A 19,035-nucleotide genomic window follows, 5' to 3' on the forward strand; every position below is an offset into this window, starting at 1 on the left:
AAGACAGGAGGTAACACGATGGAAAGAGATATCGTGATCATGGGGGGAGGGCCCGGAGGATATGTGGCGGCGATCCGGGCTGCCCATCTGGGCGCTAAGGTAGCCCTGGTAGAAGAGGACAAATTGGGCGGAACTTGTTTGAACCGGGGGTGCATTCCCACCAAGTCTTTGTATAAAAACGCCCAGGTGCTCAATACCTTAAAAAAAGCCGGAGAGTTCGGCATCCGGCTGCAGGGGTATGACCTGGATATGAAAAAAGTTCAGGACAGAAAAAAAGAGGCGGTCAGCCGCCTTTGTTCCGGGATTGGCCAATTGCTTAAAGGGTTTGGTGTAGAGGTGCTGCCCGGAAGAGGCAGCCTGATGGACAAATCTACGGTCTCTGTGGTCACTTCTTCCGGAAATAGAGAATGCGCAAAAGCAAAGAATATTATCATTGCCACCGGGTCCATACCGGCCCAAATCCCTGTCCCCGGTCTGGATCTTCCCGGGGTGATGACCAGCACGGAGGCTTTAGAGCTGGATCATGTGCCGAAAAGTATGGTGATTATTGGGGGAGGGGTTGTAGGCATTGAGTTTGCGGGAATATACCAGTCTTTTGGGACTGAAGTGACGGTGGTGGAATTTCTCCCCCGCATCCTCCCTGGGGTCGATGATGAAATTGTAAAAAGACTTACCATGCTGCTGAAGAGAAAAGGCATCAAAATTGAAACCGGCGTAAAAGTAAAAGAGATTCGCCGGGAAAGTGGCGGGCTGCAGGTTTTGGCCGAAGGGAAAAATGCCGAAGTGGCATGGAATGCAGAAATAGTACTGGTGTCTGCCGGCAGGTCGGTTAACACGGCAGGGCTGCACCTGGATGAAGTAGGAGTATCCTACAGCCGGGGCGGAATCACAGTGGACAGTCATTTTGCCACATCTGTGCCGGGAATTTACGCGATTGGTGATGTGATTGGAGGCCAAATGCTGGCCCATGTGGCCTCAGACGAAGGAAAGGCGGCGGTGGAAAACATTTTGGGGTTATCAGGGCATATCAACTATGATGCAGTTCCCTCCTGTGTCTTCACCTTCCCGGAAGTAGCCGCCGTAGGTTTGACGGAAGAGGCGGCTAAAAGCAGGGGCATTTCTTACCTGGTGAGCAAATTTATGTTTGCTGCGAACGGGAAGGCCTTAACCATGGGTGAGACCGACGGCCTGGTAAAGGTACTGGCGGATGGAAATACGAAAAAAATTATGGGCGTACATATCTTAGGCCCACATGCCAGTGATTTGATTCATGAAGGTGTTCTGGCCGTGGAACAAGGTCTGACTGCCGAAGAGATTGGCCGGGCCATCCATGCCCATCCCACATTAGCCGAGTCTTTTCTGGAAGCGGTTTTGGGCATTGAAGGCAAGGCTATTCACATGATGCCGCAAAAGTAGCATCAGTTTCTAAGTTTATATAATTTTAAACCCAGCATGATGTTGATGATTTCTTCCGAGTGTCTTAGTTTATAACCGATTAATTTTTCAATGGTATTTAGTCTGTACCGGATGGTATTATGGTGCACATACAGGGCTTTTGCCGTTTCCCGATAATTACACATTAAATTTACAAAGGAATCTAATGTTTTTAACAGTTCTGTGCCGTTTGTTTTGTCATAGCTCACAACAGGTAAAATATATCTTTTTAAAAACTCTTCCGTTTCCTGAGACTCAATGAGGGGAATGAATAATAAATAAGGTCCTAATTCCCCATACTTACAGATCTTTTTTAATAATTTACTGAGCTGACAGGCAATATTTGCTTCCCGAAAGGAAGCAGCAATTTTCTCTATTCCCTGATGGGTATCTCCTATGCCGATGGCAAGGGTAATGGACTTGTTTTTGGCCTGGATGTCTTCTTGAATATTCTCCATGTGCATCATCACACTATCCAGCTTATTTGACACTAAAAAAATCAGGGTATCGTCACTATCAATACCGGCCAATGTCTCTTTGGCGAAATAGAGGGTAATATTATTTTTTATCTTATTGAGAATCAGGTAATTCGTTTCCCAGGCATCGGTGCTGCTTTTTTGATCACGTATGATTTTGACCACAATCACGGTATTGGTTTGGGAAATATTCCAGCCAAACTTTTCCCCTTTTTGCTGCACATAACTATAACAAGATTCCCCTTGGATCAGTTCTCGGATAAATGCATCTTTGAAACGCTGATCGGTCTCGTTGATCGCTTTTAATTTTTGAATATATAATGCAGTCACCGTACTGGCATGCTCGATGGCGATTAAGTCTAATCCACTTAGTTCCTTGGTTTTCCAGACAATAATATACCCTTCAATATTCTTTGCCACTTCGATCGGGAAGATGATCCCCTCAACGTGATTAATGTTGCTGATTATTTTATCAAATGGTGCCTGGTGGGAAGCCCTGATTAAATCCCATAGTTGTCCCTGATTGATATGATGCCGGAAAAAATAGGGCCATGTAACCGAACCTTTATTAATTAACTCGATAATCGTAATCGGATTATGGGTCAATTCCGAAAGTAATTTGGCGATGGAAGAAATTTTTTTCCCTTCCAAAACCTGCTGGGTAAAAGAACGACGAAAAGCATTGGCTTTTTCTAATAAGACCAGCTGTTGATTAAGAATTTCCGCCATGATCGGATTTATCACATCGACCCAGGCTTTATCGTAGGGAATAATTAATAAAGGCAACCCCCTTTTGTTAGCCATATCAATCACATCCTGGCATAAACCGTTTACGTATCTTTTCAGTTTAATTCCTAAAGCGGAGACATTTTTTTCTGCCAGGTCACAAATCAGTTTGATTTGGTCACAAGACTCCTGAAATACGTAAAGAGTAGTAATGACAAACTCATGCCCTTTTACCCATTCTGCCGCATCCGGAGCATCGAAAACGGTCACATGATTAACCTGTTTATCTAAACCTTGCTGACCGGCAGCAACTTCAATTCCTTTTAAGACCTCCAGGTTAAGAATATCTCTCACGGTAAAATTCACCAGTATTTTTACCTCCTTTGCTCAATGCCGGAGTAACGGGGTAAATCGATTTAGATGAATCCGGATGCCAATACATAATTAAATCTACGACACATGACCACTATTTTCCTTTTCACTCTTTTTAAAAGTTGGAATATTTTTGATTTATAAATAAATTAGTAAAATAAAAATCACAAAACTTTTCGATAAATCACAATAATAGTTGTTATGATAAAAACATAGCGGCTATTATTATTTTTTATCTTTTCACCGGCATCGATAACAGAGAGAATGACAAATATTTTGTTGCTCTCTCTGTTTTTATTATCCAAAAATACAAAACCCTGCCATGATTCTTGTACAGGTGGATGACAGGATACCAGAAAATTTTGTCAAAATTTTTGCACAAAAGAGAATCATTCCAAGGGAATAAAAAGCCAGAGGAATTGGGAGACCCCCAAAATCATTGATGGAGGAGGGCATAATGAGCACCATAATGAGCGACAGAGTATGGGCGAATCGCTATGAACAAGAACTGGTCTTTTTAAGAAGACATTTTCATAAGTACCCGGAATTATCCAATGAAGAAGGGAAAACAGCAGAATTTATCAGCAAATATTTAGTTGATTGCGGACTGGAGATTCACGAGAGCCTGGCGGGGCATGGCGTGATCGGGATTTTAAAGGGTCTTGAAGGACCATCCATCGGTTTTCGCTTTGATATGGATGCCCTACCCATTGAAGAAGAGACGGACCGGGATTTTAAATCGGTTTATCGCAACAAAATGCATGCCTGCGGGCATGACGGTCATATGGCAGTAGGGTTAATTGCCGCTAAAATCCTATCCCAAATGAGAAGCCGGCTGAACGGAAATATCCTCTTCATTTTTCAGCCTGCGGAAGAAAACTTGCCGGAGGGCGGGGCCAAACGGCTGGTGCAGGACGGGAAAACGCTGTTGAGCGGTTTGACCGGAATATTTGGTTTTCATTTTTGGCCCGCTTTAAAAACGGGAGAAATTGCGGTGGTGCCCGGGGCCCTGATGGCGGCAGGAGATGTTTTTGAAGTAGAGTTCACCGGGAAGGGCGCCCACGGAGCTACACCGCAGCATTCTTCAGACGTATTGATGATGGCGAGCAACGCGGTAATAGCGCTAACCAGTGTGGTTTTAAGAAATATTGAGCCTGGTGTTCCGGCCACTTTGTCTGTGACGGTTCTGGAAGGAGGAAAGACCGCTAACGTATTGCCGGCTAATGCCCTGATCAGGGGGACAACGCGCTATTTGTGCCGTGATTTCAGAAATCTGTTTCCCGAAAAGATTAAAGCAGTGCTGGAAGGAATCTGTAAGGCCTATAACGGAAGTCACGTGCTTAATTATACGTACGGGTATCCACTACTGGAAAATGATTTCCGGATGACGCAGATTATCAAAGCGTGTGCTGGGGAAATGGAAAGTGGGATCGATGTGATCACGGAAGTGAAACCGTCGTTGGCGTCCGAGGACTTTTCCGTCTATCTTAAAACAACGCCTGGCTGTTACTACTGGGTAGGCTGCAGCAGAGAAGAGGGAAATTGGGAAAATTGTTTACACAGTCCCAAATTTGATTTGGATGAATCGGCTTTGAAAATAGCAACAGAAATGATTTTGACCATCTGCAAGAGGTTCATCTAAACAGAGGAGTATGATGGCAAAATATTCTTCATCCTGTAAAGCATCATCAACCACTAAAAGTAAGGAGGTGAACCGTTTATTCAGTATTTTGTTTTTGTGCCAGTTGGTATTTGAAGTTGAGGGAGGGGACGAAAATGAAGAAACGAGCAGCCCTAGTCATGTTGGTGTTCATTTTTCTTGTTGCCGTAGTTTGCTTGGCCGGGTGTGGTTCGAGTACGCCTGATGCGGGAACGACTGATGCGGGAACGTCGGACTCCACCGCTCAAGAAACAAAACAGACCACGTTGGAAAAGGCGAAAAGTCAGGGTTATGTCACGGTTGGATTTGCCAATGAAGCACCCTTTGCTTTTGCTACCCCGGAGGGCAAATTGACGGGACAAAATGTGGAAATTTGCCGGGCGGTACTAAAAAACCTGGGCATTAACGAAATGCAAGGCGTACTTACCGAATTTGGCTCCCTGATCCCGGGCTTAAAAGCTGGACGTTTTGACATGATTACGGCGGGAATGTATATTACCCCAGAAAGAGCCCAGGAAGTTGCTTTTGCCGATCCGGAATACACCATTGGCGGCGGTTTAGCCGTGAAGAAAGGAAATCCTTTAAATCTGCACAGTTATTCTGACATTGCCGCGAACCCCAATGTCAAGATTTCGGTCATGGGAGGCGTTTCTGAGATTGATCAGTTAAAAGCCTGTGGCGTGAAAGAAGATCAAATGGTTATTTCACCGGACAATCCGGCGGCCTTGGCGGCCCTGATTGCCGGTCGGGTAGACTGCTTTACCGCTACCTCACCCTCAGTTAAGAATGTAGTGGAAACAGCAAATAATCCGAATATTGAAATGGTCATGGACTTTAAAATTGCCGAAGTAAACGGGAAAAGACAGCAAGGATTTGGGTCATCCGCATTTCGTCAAGAAGACACCGACTTTGTAGAAGCATATAACGCAGAATTGAAAAAGCTGAAGGAATCAGGAAAAGTCTTAGAGATTCAAAAAGAATTTGGCTTTACTGAGGCTGAATTTGCCGCCCCGGAATTAACTGCGCAATTTGCCATTGATAACTGGTAATAGGGCATCCAAAGGTGCTTCTCACGAAGCACCTTTGGACCTGTTCTCATGTTAAGGGGAAGGCCCCTGATTAAGCATTTTAAAAGTTTTGCTTAAGACCAAGCTTGAAGAGGAGGTGGTCGAAATTAGCTATCTGGATATTATTCCGTTCCTATTGAATGGACTGGGTGTAACCATTCAACTTACGGTAATGGCGGCTATTTTAGCTTTTATGGTAGCATTTATTGTCGGACTGGCCCGGCTATCAAAATACCGGATCATGCGGATTGCGGCTAAGATCTATGTGGAGTTTTTTCGGGGTACTTCCTTACTGGTGCAATTATTTTGGGCATATTTTGTTTTGCCCTTATTTGGTTTGGAATTAACTGCCATGCAGGCCGGGGTAATGATTATGGGATTAAACTATGGCGCTTATTCTTCGGAAATAGTGCGCAGTGCCATCTTGGCGATACCAAAAGGACAAACTGAGGCAGGCGTGGCCTTGAATCTGTCTCCCCGCCAAATCATGTTTCAGATTATCCTGCCGCAGGCATTTTTAATTATGCTGCCCCCTTTTGGCAATAACCTGATTGAATTGTTAAAAGGGACAGCTTTGGTCTCCCTGATTACCCTATCGGATTTAATGTTTCAGGGAGTCAAGATGAATATGACAACGATGCGCACGACAGAGGTATTTACCTCCATCTTGCTGATCTACTTTGTGCTGGCTTACCCTCTTACTTTAGGTGTGCGTTGGTGTGAGAAAAAGTTATCTGCGGGGAGGGCATAAAATGTGGGATTGGCAATTTGTTTCTGACATATTACCTGAACTGGTCAAGACCCTAAAGATAACGATCAGTGCAACTTTCGCCGGTTTTTTCCTGGCTTGTATTTTAGGGATATTTCTCACCCTGGGCAGACGGGCAAAATTTAAACCGGTTTCTCTGGCAACAGGTGGGTTTGTAGAATTTGTACGGAGTACCCCCTTATTGGCGCAGCTCTATTTTATCTTTTACGTTTTCCCTTTGCATGGACTGACCCTTTCTCCTTTTGCCGCCGGGGTGCTTGGTCTGGGCATTCACTACAGTACTTACCTTTCCGAGGTTTACCGGTCCGGTATAGAAGCGATTCCCCGCGGACAATGGGAGGCTGCGGCTGCTTTGAATTTTTCCAAATTGCGCACCTGGATCAATATCATTCTGCCCCAAGCCATTCCCCCGGTAGTTCCGGTGATGGGTAATTACTTAATTGGCATGTTTAAAGACACCCCCCTGCTTTCGGCCATTACTTTGGTGGAACTTCTGCAGATGGCAAAAATAATTGGTTCCCGGACTTTCCGCTATATGGAGCCAATTACATTGGTCGGGGTATTTTTCTTAATCCTCAGTTATGTGTCCTCCTTAGGGGTACAGCATTTAGAAAGAAGATTAAATCGCAGGTAATTGTCTGTAATGAATGGTCAGCAGGGAACCCAGTATTTAAGACAAGGTGGAAAGGGCGTGCAATATGAGTATCGGTGCAATTCCAAACGGAGAGATAAAAGAAAGAGAAAAAAACCAGTATATGGTCAGGTATCAAAAGGTGAGCAAATCCTTTGGGAACCTAGAGGTCCTGCGGGAGATTGATCTTGATATCACGCCTACAGAGAAGGTTGCCGTCATCGGGCCAAGCGGTTCCGGCAAGACCACATTAATCCGGTTGCTCATGACTTTGGAAAAGCCTACTTCCGGTGTCATTGAGGTAGATGGCGAATTATTATGGCATGAAGAAGTGAAGGGAAAGCTGGTTTCCGCCGGTGAGAAACACTTGCACCGGGTACGCGGTAAAGTCGGTATGATTTTTCAGCAATTTAACCTTTTTCCCCATATGAAAGTGCTGAGAAATGTTACAGAGGGGCCGGTTCATGTGCTGGGGATGAAGAAGGAAGAGGCGGAAATTCAGGCTGTGGAAATGCTGAAAAAGGTGGGATTAGGAGAAAAAACAAACAATTATCCCTCCCAACTGTCCGGCGGGCAGCAGCAGCGGGTGGCCATTGCCCGGGCTCTGGTGATGCGCCCCAAGGTGATGTTGTTTGACGAAGTGACTTCCGCCTTAGACCCGGAACTGGTGGGGGAGGTGCTGGCCGTAATTAAGGAAATCGCCTCAGAAGGCGAAACTACCATGATTTTGGTAACTCATGAAATGGAATTTGCCCGGGATATCGCAGACCGCATTATTTTTATTGACGGGGGCTGCATTGCGGAGCAAGGCCCGCCGGAACAAGTTCTGGGAGATCCCCAGTGTGCCCGGACCCGTGAATTTCTAAGCAGGTTCAGACAGGCAGCAGGAAAGAGGAACCAAGGAATAGGCGTCTTATGACGACTTTAAAAAAATTAATCATGAGAGAGGGGTTAATATGTTAGCTTTTGAAAAAACAGAATACATGGCCAGGGTTAATCAGACAAAAGAGCAGATGGCAGCAAAAGGGATGGACGTATTGCTGGTAACGGACCCGGCTAATATGTGCTACCTGTCAGGCTATGATGCATTATCATTTTACACGCCCCAGGCTGTGGTGGTAAGCACCCAACAAGACCAGCCGGTTTGGATCGGCAGGTTTCAAGATTTGGTCTGCGCTCAGGAAACTTGCTGGATGGATCAAGGAAATTTCATTGCCTATCCGGACTATTATCTCTGGGAACCGACCGAGAAACATGTGATGGACTTTGTGGCGGATTTTCTGAAAGGTAAAGGCCTGGCCGGCTCCGTGATGGGAGTGGAGATGGACGCTTATTATTTTACCGCCTTTTGGTTTGAAAGGTTAAAAAAGGATTTACCCAACGCCGGCTTTTTAGATGCCACATTATTGGTGAACCGGATCAGGGCGGTTAAGTCGCCCCAGGAAATTGTTTATATGAAAAAGGCTGCCGCCATACTGGAAAAGGGCATGCAACGGGCTGTTGATGTCATTAATGAAGGAGTAAGAGAATGTGACGCCGCGGCGGAAATTTATCATGATTTAATCAGCGGGACGGCAAGCGCCGGGGGAGATTATCCCTCCCTTGCTCCGATTATGCCTTCCGGGAAAAGGACCGGAGGCGCTCATTTGACCTGGACGGAAGAGAAATATCAAAAAGATCAGATTGTTTATGTGGAGTTTGCCGGCTGTTATAAGCGTTATCACGCACCTATGGCCAGAACTATTTATATCGGCAATCCTCCTCCGGAAATCGAAGAGACGGCCAAAGTAGTGGTAGAAGGGCTGAATATGGCCATGGAAACGGCAAAACCGGGAGCAACCTGTGAAGAAATTGAAAGAGCCTGGAAAAGCGTCATCACCAAATATGGGATAGAAAAGGAATCCCGCATGGGATACGATATTGGGCTGAGTTATCCTCCGGTCTGGATGCAGCATACCATGCACATGAGGCCGGGGGATAAATCAGTGCTCAAACCCAATATGACCTTCCATTTAATGCCCGGAGTCTGGCGGGGGGATTTTGGGGTAGCCATTACGGAGTCGATCAGAATCACGGAAAACGGCTGTGAAACGTTGGCGGCTTTCCCCAGGAAGCTGTTTGTAAAGTAAGAGCATAAACATACAACTTGGAGGAGGAGAAAGGATGAGAATTACTAAATCGAATTTCCAGGAACAAACAACGCCGCGTTATATCTATCTTTCCGAAGACCAAATGTACGAGATTCATATGGCCACGCTGGAAGTGCTGGAACGCATTGGGCTCCGGGTAGATCATGAAGAGGCGCGTCGGTTATTGAAAGATGCCGGTGCTTATATGGGGGAAAATCATGTGGTGAGGTTTCCCGTGTTTTTAGTGGAGGAGGCTTTGCAGAGTGCTCCGTCCCGTGTCGTATTGTCTAACCGGGATGGGGAGCGGGTGATGTTCTGCGAAAAGAATCAGAGCTATTTCGGACCGGGATCGGACCTGCCCTGGACCATCGACCTCTACACGGGAGAAACCAGGAAGAGTGTGAAACAGGATATTGTTAATGCTTCCCGCATTGTCGATGCCTTAGAGAACCTTGATTTTATGATGTGTTATGCCATTGCCGGCGATGTGACCAACCAGCTTTCTTACGTGCATGAATTTCACGCCATGGTGGAAAACACCAGAAAGCCTATTGTGTTTACAGCCCGGGACGGGGAAGACTTTATGCAGATTGTGGAAATGGCGGCGGTTATAAGGGGCGGTTATGAGCAGTTGAAGCAGAACCCCTTTATTGCCTGCTATTCTGAACCGATCTCTCCTCTCATTCATGCCCGGGAAGGCCTGGATAAATTGTTGTTATGTGCTGAGTATGGGATTCCGGCCATCTATACTCCGGGTGCGGGAGCAGGCGCCACGGCTCCATGCTCCTTGGCCGGTCTCTTAACCCAGGTGAATGCGGAGATATTAAGCGGTCTTGTGATGCACCAGTTGAAATCAAAAGGGGCGCCCTATATATACGGAGCTGCCTGCGGGGCCATGGACATGAAAACCACCATTATTCCTCATGGTTCCCCGGAATTCCAAATCTATGGCACGGCACTGGCCCATCTGGCCCGGTTCTATAACCTGCCCTGCTGGAGCACGGCGGGAAACTCCGACGCTCCGGTTTTGGACCAGCAAGCAACCATGGAATGGGGGTTCAATATCTTTATGGCTCAGTGCAGCGGCGCCAACATTATCCATGATATCGGGTACCTTAACACCGGTCTGCTTGGGGCGCTGGAGGCGCTCGTAATCTGCAACGAAATTATCGGCCTGGCCCGGTTTGTTAATAGAGGTATTGTGGTGAACAAGGAAACATTGGCTGTAGAGGTCATGGAAAGAGTAGCGAAGGGCGGTAACTATTTCGAAGACGAGCATACATATAACCATTTCAGAGATTTCTGGAACCCAGATTTATTAAACCGGGTGAGACACGATACCTGGAGAGCAAACGGCGGGTTCACTTTGGGAGAAAAGGCCAACAAAAAAGCCAAAAAGCTCCTTGCGGAATATGCGCCTAGTCCTCTTTCCGGTGCAATGAAAGAAAAGTTAGGAGAGTTGATGGCAAAATACGAGGCCCAATATAAATAACTTTTAAATTAAGGGTGGGAACAAGAAATGAGTATCAGTTATGGGGCAGAGGGCCAAGGGGAAAGCACCGGTAACAAAGAAGTTACAGTGATCGACATGAGGAGTGATACCTTAACCACTCCGACCAAAGAAATGCGGGTAGCCATGGCCTATGCAGAGGTGGGTGATGATGTTTACGGGGAAGACCCTACGGTTAATGCGCTGGAGAAAAGTGCCGCCGCCCTGGTGGGGAAGAACGCAGCCCTGTTTGTCCCCAGCGGCACTATGGGAAATCAGATTGCCATTCTTACCCACACCAACCGGGGTGATGAAGTGATTGTGGATGCCGGTTCTCATATTGCCATTTTTGAAGTGGGCAGCGCCTGTATGTTTGCCGGCGTGCAATTGGCCCCGGTGCCAGACCTGATGGCCGGCGAGACGGCGGAAAAGATCAAAAATGCTTTCCGGGTGCCGAATATTCATTATCCTACGAGCAGACTGGTTTGCTTGGAAAACACCTTTAACCGGGGCGGAGGTACAGTCATGCTCCCGGAAGAGATGGAGACAGCTGCTGATGCCGCCAAAGAATTAGGCTTACGCGTGCACTTGGACGGGGCCAGGATTTTTAATGCGGCTGTAGCAAGCGGCCGGGATGTAAAGGAATTTACCTGCCATTGTGATTCGGTGCAGTTTTGTCTTTCCAAGGGATTGAGCGCTCCGGTGGGATCCATTTTGGCTGGAGAAAAAGAATTCATCGAAAAAGCGCGCAAGTATCGGAAGGCCCTGGGCGGAGGCATGCGTCAGGCTGGGGTGCTGGCTGCTGCCGGGTTAATGGCTTTGAAAATGACGGATCAGTTAAAAGAGGACCATGCCAACGCGAAAATATTGGCGGCAGGCTTTTCCCGGATCAAGGGCTTAAAAGTTGATCTGGAAAAGGTGCAGACAAACATGGTATTTCTTGATACTACAGGACTTACTCTGGATGGGGCAGGATTTGCGGAGGCGTTGGAGCGGGAAGGGGTGAGGTCAATCCCGGTGGGCGCACAATCGATCAGATTTGTCCTCCATAAAGAGGTTTCCCAAGAAGATGTTCTGGAGGCTGTCAGGAGAGCAGAAAAAATTGTTACAGATAAGTACCGGTGATCATTTACAAAGATTAATTCATATCAAGGACGGGCATGACCGGAACTTGTGCAAGTTGGCCTTTTTTGAAAGTATCGTAAAAGGAAAGGTAGATGAAAGATGGCGCTAAGAAAAATCTGGTTAAATCTGAATGGTGCGGATAGAATGACCATTTGTGATCCGGAAAAGGATACGCTGGCTGATGTCATCCGCCGGATGGGCCTGACTGGTACAAAATTAGGGTGCAAAGCAGGCCAGTGTGGGGCATGTTCGGTTTTGCTGGATGGAAAAGTAGTCCGTTCCTGCGCTAGAAAGATTAAAAACATTCCCGATTACAGTAAAATAGTTACCATCGAAGGAATTGGCACCCCTGCAAGCCTACACCCCCTACAATTGGCATGGATGGTCTATGGCGGTGTCCAGTGCGGTTTTTGCGCGCCGGGCTTCATTGTTTCCGCCAAGGGCCTTTTGGATGAAAACTCCCATCCCAGCCGTGAGGATGTGCGCAGCTGGTTTCAAAAGCACCGCAATGCATGCCGGTGCACCGGCTATAAGCCCCTTGTCGATGCGGTGATGGGGGCAGCCAAGGTACTGCGCGGCGGAATGACCATGGAGGAATTAGCGTTCAAAATTCCTGAAAACGGACGTATTTATGGCACGAATGTCCCCCGCCCGGCAGCATTGGCCAAGGTGTGCGGTGTTTGTGACTATGGTGATGATATTCAGCTGAAGATGCCGGCCGATACTTTACATCTGGCTGTTGTTCAGCCAGATCTGTCCCATGCCAAAATAATAAACCTGGATTATGCTGAAGCGGAAAAAATGCCTGGGGTAGTAAAAATTGTTACTTATAAGGATATCAAGGGAAGCAATAGGATTACCCTTGGGGCGCCTCATCCCCGGTCTAAAGTAAACGGCTTTGAAAGATGTATTTTGGCCGAGGACAAGATTTTTAGACGTGGTGATGTGGTTGCCGTAGCGGTTGCAGATAGCGAAGCGCATGCCCGTGCTGCGGCTAAAACAGTGAAAATCGAGTATGAGCAGCTTCCGGAATATCTGAATCTTCTGGATGCGATTGCACCTGATGCCCTGCAAATACACAAGGAAATGCCCAATTTATACATTGAGCTGCCCTTGTTGAAAGGAAAAGACACCAGACCGATCATGGAATCTGCCCAACATGTGGTGGAAGGGAGTTTTTATTCTACCCGCCAGCCCCATCTCGTTATCGAACCTGATGTGATCCAAGCGTACTGGGATGAAAACGGCTGCATAACGATCCACTGTAAGAATTTATTTATTCAGGTGCCCAAATTTACGATTGCTGACGGCATAGGGCTGCCGCCGGAGAAGATCAGGGGAATTCAGAATCCGACCGGCGCAAGCTTTGGTTACTCTTTTTCACCCGGCGGGCAAGCTATTGTGGCAGCCTGTGCCATGGCTGTGAACAAACCGGTAACACTCACCATGAGCTATGAAGAGCATCAGCATTTCACCGGCAAACGGGCACCATCCTATGCCAATGCGAAAATGGCATGTGATGACGACGGTAAAATTTTGGCTGTGGAATTTGATATCGCCTATGATCATGGAGCTTACTGCGAATTGGCTGAGGGTCTTGCTTCCAAGGGGATTCGGTTTTTCGGCTATCCGTATTTTATCCCAAATGCCAGAGGGCTCTCCCGCTGTGCGGCGACCAACCACAGCTTTGCCACTGCCTATCGCGGTTTTGGCAGTACCCAGGTATACACATCTTCCGAAGGGATGATCGATATGATGGCAGAAAAAATGGGCATGGACCCCTTTGAATTTAGATATAGGAATATTGCCCGCCCAGGTGATACCAACTTAAACAGCTATCCTTATAAAGACTATCCCATGGAAGCCATTATGGATAAGATGAAACCCATGTATGATGCTGCCAAGGAGCGGGCAAAGGCGGAAAGTACCCCGGAAAAAAGGCGGGGCGTCGGCATCGCTTTAGGTGGATACAATGTGACCGGCGGGCCGGACCATGCTGAGATTGCCCTTGAATTAAATGCTGACGGCACGATTACCCACTTTAATTCATGGTCGGACCAGGGTCAGGGAGCTGATGTCGGAACACTGGTGCACACCCATGAAGCTCTGAGGCCTCTTGGAATATCCATAGATCAGATTAAGCTGGTGCAGAATGACACTTTATTGTGTCCGGTGACAGGTCCTGCCGCATCCAGCCGTTCTCACTATATGGCAGGCAATGCTACCATTATTGCCGCAAATTTGTTGATGGATGCCATGCGTAAGGAAGATGGTTCTTTCCGTACTTATGATGAAATGAAGGCAGAAAATATTCCTACAAAGTATGTGGGTGTTTATGACACTTCCGGACAGTGCATTGATCTCGATCCCAATACCGGAGCAGGAGATCCCACCGTTGAATACACCTATGGCATGTTTCTGGCTGAAGTTGAGGTTGATGTGGCAACAGGCAAGACTAAGGTATTGGGTATGACATCCGTTGCCGATGTGGGAGTAGTTGGCAGCAAGCAAGCCGTAGATGGGCAGGCCTATGGCGGCATGATGCATGCGATCGGCTTTGCCCTTTCGGAAAATTATGAGGACCTGAAGAAGCATACCAGTCTAGCCGGGAGCGGATTCCCTTATATTGAGGATGTTCCGGACAAACTGGAATCTTATTATGTAGAAACGCCCAGGAAATACGGCCCGCAAGGGTCAAGCGGCTGTGCGGAGATGTTTCAATCTTCTCCCCATGTCGCTGTTATCAATGCCATTCATAACGCGGTAGGGGTAAGGATATATGAACTTCCCGCTACTCCCGAAAAAGTAAAAGAGGCTATTAAAGCAAAAGAACAGGGCAAAGAAATTAAACCGGTTAAATATTTCTTAGGCTCTGACCTGCACGAAACCCTTGATGAAATAGGGGAAAACCCGATCAAAATTACGGATTCTGCCTCATTAATCGTCTAAAGGAATTAAACAACAGACCTTATCCCCAGTCTGTTCGTTTTAATCTATGAAAAGGTATATGATGATGGATGCGAATATGTTTAAAAGGTTTATTGAGCCATGCGTACAGGGAGCTGACCCCTACTGCAGTGTTGTCTGCCCTTTGAATTTAGACATCCGCAGTATCATAGATAAGATACAACGCAAGGATTTTAACGGCGCCTATCGATTATATCGGAATCAAACTCTTTTTCCGGCAATCGTTTCGCGCATTTGCGATGCTCCCTGTACCGGCGTTTGTGTTAGAAGGAACATGGATGCTTCTGTTTCTCTTCCGGAATTGGAAAGGGCATGTATTGATCATGCCACGAATACCGCACCAACACGGTTCCATATTCCTTTAAAGCATAAGAAAATTGCCATTATTGGGGCAGGGTTAACCGGGTTAAGCGCTGGTCTTAAATTAGCGTCCCGGGGATATGATGTTGCCATCTATGAGCAACAGGAGCGTCTGGGAGGCCGGATGCATGATCTATTGCCTGGTGAAATCATCCAAAAGGAAATAGCTAATCAGTTTCAACATTTGGAATATAAGCTTTTTTCCCATAGGAAGGTAGACCGGCTGGAGGATTTGGAATTTGATGCCGCATTAATCGCTACGGGGGCAGGAGGGGAAGATTTTGGACTCTTAGCCAGCGTGAATAAAGGCTCTTTAGCTACCTCGAAGACAGGGGTGTTTATGGGGGGGAATATATTCGGCGTTTCCCCTCTTATGTCCGTGGAAAACGGAATTCGGGCGGCAAATGCGATGGAAAAGTTTTTAAAAGTAGGTTCCATGGAAGGATATGGGGAAACCTATGATCAAAAATCAACCTGTTTGAAGTTGCCTGTGGTTGATATTGGGAAAGCCGATTTAGTAAGGCCGGTTAATCAGATAGCTTATACGGCAGACGAGGCGGTGAAAGAGGCAAAAAGGTGCCTAAAATGTGATTGCAATTTTTGCAAAGCCTCCTGCGCTCTTTTGCACTATTTTGATAAATTTCCCGCCAAAGTAGCCAATGATGTGCTGGGAACGATTTACCCCGTCGATACGCTGACAAAGCGGGCGGCTACCCGGATGATCAATATGTGCAACCTGTGTGGATTATGTAAAGAAGTATGTCCGGAAAAAATTGATCTGGGTGAGCTTATGCTGACAAGCAGAAAAATCTTGCATCAGGATGGCGTGCTGCCCCCGGCTTTTCACGAATTTTGGCTTCAGGATATGGCGTTCAGTAATGGAGAGCATGCGCGCTTTGTTTCTAATGCTCCTGGTTCCGGCACCAGCGATTATCTGTTTTTTCCCGGATGCCAGTTGGGATCATCAGATCCGGCTTATGTGGAAAAATCCTATGCCTATTTAAGAGAAAAGATCCCTCATACCGGGATCATGGTAACCTGCTGCGGGGCTCCGGCTGAGTGGGCCGGCGATCAGAATTTGCATGGGCAGATGGTCCATAAAATTCGTGCTGATTGGGAAAAGATGGGCAGGCCCAGGGTTGTTTTTGCCTGCCCCACCTGTATGAAAATGTTTGCCGGACATTTGCCGGAGATACCTGGATTGTCGCTTTATGAGATCATCATGCAGCATGGGCTGCCGGAAGGTTTTACTGTGGGGCCATCAAAACTGAGTATATTTGATCCCTGCTCAAGCCGATACCAACCAGCCATGCAAAAGAGTGTTCGAGGTTTAGCGAAAGCAGCGGGTTTCGCTCTGGAAGAAATAAACCTACAGGCAAACTTTACTCAGTGCTGTGGCTGGGGGGGAAATATTTATGCCGCAAATCCCCAATATGCCTGGGAACTTGCCGCTGAAAGAACAGGTCTGGGTACCTATCCCTATCTCACCTATTGTGCAAATTGCCGTGATATTTTTGCTGCAACGGGAAAATCGAGCAGGCACATATTGGATATTGTCTTTGATATTCATGGCGAAAATAGAAAGCCCCCCTCCCTCACGGAAAGACGAAACAATAAGGTCATTCTGAAACAGAATTTATCTAAGGCAATCTATGGAGGGGAAGAGAAAGGAAAAAAGGTAGGTTTATCAGCCCTGAAATTAAAAATATCAGATGTATTAACCGAAAAAATGAACAAATGTTTGATACTGGAAGACGATGTAAGCAAAACAATTATGCATTGTGAACAGACCGGGAGAAAGCTGATCGATGCTGCAACTGGGTACTTTATCGGACACCTGCAATTAGGCGCCATTACTTATTGGGCCGTATACAAAGGGGAAGGAGATAGCTTCGAAGTGATCAATGTCTATTCCCACAGATTAAAAATTGTAGACGGGGGATAAGTTTCTCCAGGTTTTTGCCACTTCACTTGATTGTCAAAGGAGGAGTATTCTTATGGCCTGGGGCTATTGGTTAAAGCTATTGGTAGTAGATTTATCGGCAAAAAGCGTTTGGGTGGAAAACCTTTCAGAACAATTTTGCCGGGATTATTTGGGCGGAGCAGGATTTGGCACAAAACTGTTGTTTGACCAGGTCAAACCCGGGACAGACCCGCTGAGTGATGAAAACATCCTGATTTTTGCCACCGGGCCTTATCAAGGCACAACGGTCCCGGGAAGCGGAAAATGGGCTGTTGTTTCCAAATCCCCCCTGACAAAAACATTTGCCGTGGCGACAGCCGGGGCAGAATGGGGAAACAGGTTTAAAAAGACGGGATATGATGCTGTTTGTATCAAAGGCAGTTCGGATCGCCCGGTATATTTATCCATTGGGGATGATAAGGTGACGATTCAGGATGCTTCCCATATCTGGGGGCTGGATGCCGTGGCCGCCACGCAAAAGCTGAAGGCTCAAATGCCTGAACACACCAGTGTCGCAGCCATTGGCCCGGCGGGAGAAAATTTGGTTTCTATTGCTGCGATTGTGGCCGATGAACACAGCATAGCCGGGAGGTGCGGCATGGGAGCAGTGATGGGGTCCAAAAAACTGAAAGCCATTGCTGTAAAGGGAAACCAGGAAATTCCCGTCTTTAAGCCGCAGAAACTAAAAGAGTTATCGAGAAATACATTTAAGATGCTGAGCAATAATGCTAGAGAAACATTCCAGAAACACGGCACGGCGATTTTGGTTTCTTCTTGTGAAGCCGTGGGGGATTTGCCGATAAAAAATTGGCAGGAAGAAGTATGGACAGAAAAGGCCGGTAAAATCGGTGCTCCGGTTTATACTCAAAAGCTGAACGCAAAATCCTGGCCCTGTTGGAGTTGTCCCATCGGCTGCCACCGAAAGATCAGTTTTACGACCAGAAAGGGAGTCCCATTTGAAGGGGCAGGTCCCGAATACGAGACCTTAGGCATGCTGGGATCATGCTGCCTGGTTGATGACCTGGAGGCAATATGCCTGGCCAATGATATCTGCACTAGGCTGGGCATGGATACTATTTCCGCCGGTTCCTTTGTGGCATTTGCCATGGAATGCTTTGAAAAAGGCTGTTTAACTGAGCAGGATATAGGCTATAAGCTGGATTGGGGTAACCCGGAAGCATTAATTCGACTGGTTACCGAAATTGGTCAGAATACCGGTTTTGGGGCCATATTTTCTGGAGGAATTCTTCCGGCAGCGGAAAAAGTGGGCAAAGACTCTCGGCAGTATGCCATTCAAGTGAAGGGGTTAGACTTGCCGGCCCATGATCCCAGAAGTTATTTCAGTCTCGCCGTCAATTACGCCACAGGTACCCGGGGGGGTTGTCATTTAAGAGGTTTTCCCCACATAGGGGAATCAGGAATGACTGTTCCGGAGATCGGTATTACAAAAGCTCCGGAAAGATTTTCTATGGAGGGCCAGGCTTACCTGACCATTGTTTTCCAGGACCTGGCGGCAGTTTTGGATTCCTTGGTCTGCTGCCTGTTCATGCAGTGCTGCGGGATGGATCTCACCATCACCAATGATATCTTAAATGCCATTACAGGCTGGGAATTAAGCCCCGAGGAATTAATGGAGATTGGCGAACGGATTTCCAATTTACAAAGGGTCATCAATGTCGGCGATGGTTATGACCGAAGATCGGATCAATTACCTAAAAGAATGTTTGAACCGGCTTTAAAAGGGTTTCGGGCCAATAAGGCGCCATTTAATTTGGAGAGTACCTTAGATGAGTACTACAAGTTAAGAGGCTGGGATGAAAGCGGAATACCCACGGAACACAAAAAAGAAGCGCTAAAGTTGGTGTAA

Annotated in this window: 13 protein-coding genes; 12 read left to right on the forward strand and 1 reads right to left on the reverse strand. The window is 46.9% G+C overall.

Annotated elements, in window-relative coordinates:
* Nucleotides 1–18: 18 nt before the first annotated feature.
* Nucleotides 19–1,416: a dihydrolipoyl dehydrogenase gene (gene lpdA, locus DCMF_RS21775; protein WP_148136376.1), complete on the forward strand. Its 1,398-nt coding sequence runs from the start codon at nt 19–21 to the stop codon at nt 1,414–1,416.
* 2 nt (nt 1,417–1,418) lie between these two features.
* Here lpdA and DCMF_RS21780 read toward each other — a convergent pair whose 3' ends face one another.
* Nucleotides 1,419–3,002 carry a PucR family transcriptional regulator gene (locus tag DCMF_RS21780; RefSeq protein WP_148136377.1) on the reverse strand — a complete coding sequence of 528 codons (1,584 nt, stop codon included), beginning with the start codon at nt 3,000–3,002 and terminating at the stop codon, nt 1,419–1,421.
* Nucleotides 3,003–3,465: 463 nt separating this feature from the next.
* Here DCMF_RS21780 and DCMF_RS21785 point away from each other — a divergent pair, with 463 nt between their 5' ends.
* The 11 genes from DCMF_RS21785 (at nt 3,466) to DCMF_RS21835 (ending at nt 19,035) form a co-directional block, all read left to right on the forward strand.
* A complete protein-coding gene (locus tag DCMF_RS21785; RefSeq protein WP_214658802.1) occupies nt 3,466–4,650 on the forward strand; it encodes a M20 metallopeptidase family protein in 1,185 nt (394 codons plus the stop codon).
* A gap of 134 nt (nt 4,651–4,784) precedes the next feature.
* Nucleotides 4,785–5,717 carry an ectoine/hydroxyectoine ABC transporter substrate-binding protein EhuB gene (gene ehuB / locus DCMF_RS21790; RefSeq protein ID WP_148136379.1) on the forward strand — a complete coding sequence of 311 codons (933 nt, stop codon included), beginning with the start codon at nt 4,785–4,787 and terminating at the stop codon, nt 5,715–5,717.
* A gap of 124 nt (nt 5,718–5,841) precedes the next feature.
* A complete protein-coding gene (gene ehuC / locus DCMF_RS21795) occupies nt 5,842–6,486 on the forward strand; it encodes an ectoine/hydroxyectoine ABC transporter permease subunit EhuC (protein ID WP_148138025.1) in 645 nt (214 codons plus the stop codon).
* A gap of 1 nt (nt 6,487) precedes the next feature.
* Nucleotides 6,488–7,138: an ectoine/hydroxyectoine ABC transporter permease subunit EhuD gene (gene ehuD / locus DCMF_RS21800; RefSeq protein WP_148136380.1), complete on the forward strand. Its 651-nt coding sequence runs from the start codon at nt 6,488–6,490 to the stop codon at nt 7,136–7,138.
* 64 nt (nt 7,139–7,202) lie between these two features.
* Complete coding sequence (gene ehuA, locus DCMF_RS21805; RefSeq protein ID WP_269467151.1) at nt 7,203–8,054, forward strand: ectoine/hydroxyectoine ABC transporter ATP-binding protein EhuA; 852 nt, start codon at nt 7,203–7,205, stop codon at nt 8,052–8,054.
* 37 nt (nt 8,055–8,091) lie between these two features.
* A complete protein-coding gene (locus DCMF_RS21810) occupies nt 8,092–9,264 on the forward strand; it encodes a M24 family metallopeptidase (protein ID WP_148136381.1) in 1,173 nt (390 codons plus the stop codon).
* 34 nt (nt 9,265–9,298) lie between these two features.
* Nucleotides 9,299–10,756 (forward strand): trimethylamine methyltransferase family protein, encoded by a 1,458-nt coding sequence (locus DCMF_RS21815; protein WP_148136382.1) that lies wholly within the window; start codon nt 9,299–9,301, stop codon nt 10,754–10,756.
* 27 nt (nt 10,757–10,783) lie between these two features.
* Nucleotides 10,784–11,878, forward strand: a complete 1,095-nt coding sequence (locus DCMF_RS21820) for a threonine aldolase family protein (protein WP_148136383.1) — start codon at nt 10,784–10,786, stop codon at nt 11,876–11,878.
* Nucleotides 11,879–11,977: 99 nt separating this feature from the next.
* Nucleotides 11,978–14,827, forward strand: coding sequence for a molybdopterin-dependent aldehyde oxidoreductase (locus tag DCMF_RS21825; protein WP_148136384.1), 2,850 nt, complete (start codon nt 11,978–11,980; stop codon nt 14,825–14,827).
* A 76-nt stretch (nt 14,828–14,903) separates the two neighbouring features.
* Entirely contained in the window at nt 14,904–17,150 is a 2,247-nt protein-coding gene (locus DCMF_RS21830; RefSeq protein ID WP_214658804.1) for a pyridine nucleotide-disulfide oxidoreductase/dicluster-binding protein, read from the forward strand.
* 52 nt (nt 17,151–17,202) lie between these two features.
* A complete protein-coding gene (locus tag DCMF_RS21835; protein ID WP_148136386.1) occupies nt 17,203–19,035 on the forward strand; it encodes an aldehyde ferredoxin oxidoreductase family protein in 1,833 nt (610 codons plus the stop codon).

This window comes from Candidatus Formimonas warabiya (assembly GCF_002777255.1).
GTDB classification, from domain to species: Bacteria; Bacillota; Dehalobacteriia; order Dehalobacteriales; family Dehalobacteriaceae; genus Formimonas; species Formimonas warabiya.

Coding starts and splice junctions, on each gene's coding strand:
- DCMF_RS21785 (WP_214658802.1), top strand. CDS start 3,466: ATGAGCACCATAATGAGCGACAGAGTATGGGCGAATCGCTATGAACAA.
- DCMF_RS21830 (WP_214658804.1), top strand. CDS start 14,904: ATGTTTAAAAGGTTTATTGAGCCATGCGTACAGGGAGCTGACCCCTAC.
- ehuB (WP_148136379.1), top strand. CDS start 4,785: ATGAAGAAACGAGCAGCCCTAGTCATGTTGGTGTTCATTTTTCTTGTT.
- DCMF_RS21810 (WP_148136381.1), top strand. CDS start 8,092: ATGTTAGCTTTTGAAAAAACAGAATACATGGCCAGGGTTAATCAGACA.
- DCMF_RS21835 (WP_148136386.1), top strand. CDS start 17,203: ATGGCCTGGGGCTATTGGTTAAAGCTATTGGTAGTAGATTTATCGGCA.
- ehuA (WP_269467151.1), top strand. CDS start 7,203: ATGAGTATCGGTGCAATTCCAAACGGAGAGATAAAAGAAAGAGAAAAA.
- DCMF_RS21815 (WP_148136382.1), top strand. CDS start 9,299: ATGAGAATTACTAAATCGAATTTCCAGGAACAAACAACGCCGCGTTAT.
- lpdA (WP_148136376.1), top strand. CDS start 19: ATGGAAAGAGATATCGTGATCATGGGGGGAGGGCCCGGAGGATATGTG.
- ehuD (WP_148136380.1), top strand. CDS start 6,488: ATGTGGGATTGGCAATTTGTTTCTGACATATTACCTGAACTGGTCAAG.
- DCMF_RS21820 (WP_148136383.1), top strand. CDS start 10,784: ATGAGTATCAGTTATGGGGCAGAGGGCCAAGGGGAAAGCACCGGTAAC.
- DCMF_RS21825 (WP_148136384.1), top strand. CDS start 11,978: ATGGCGCTAAGAAAAATCTGGTTAAATCTGAATGGTGCGGATAGAATG.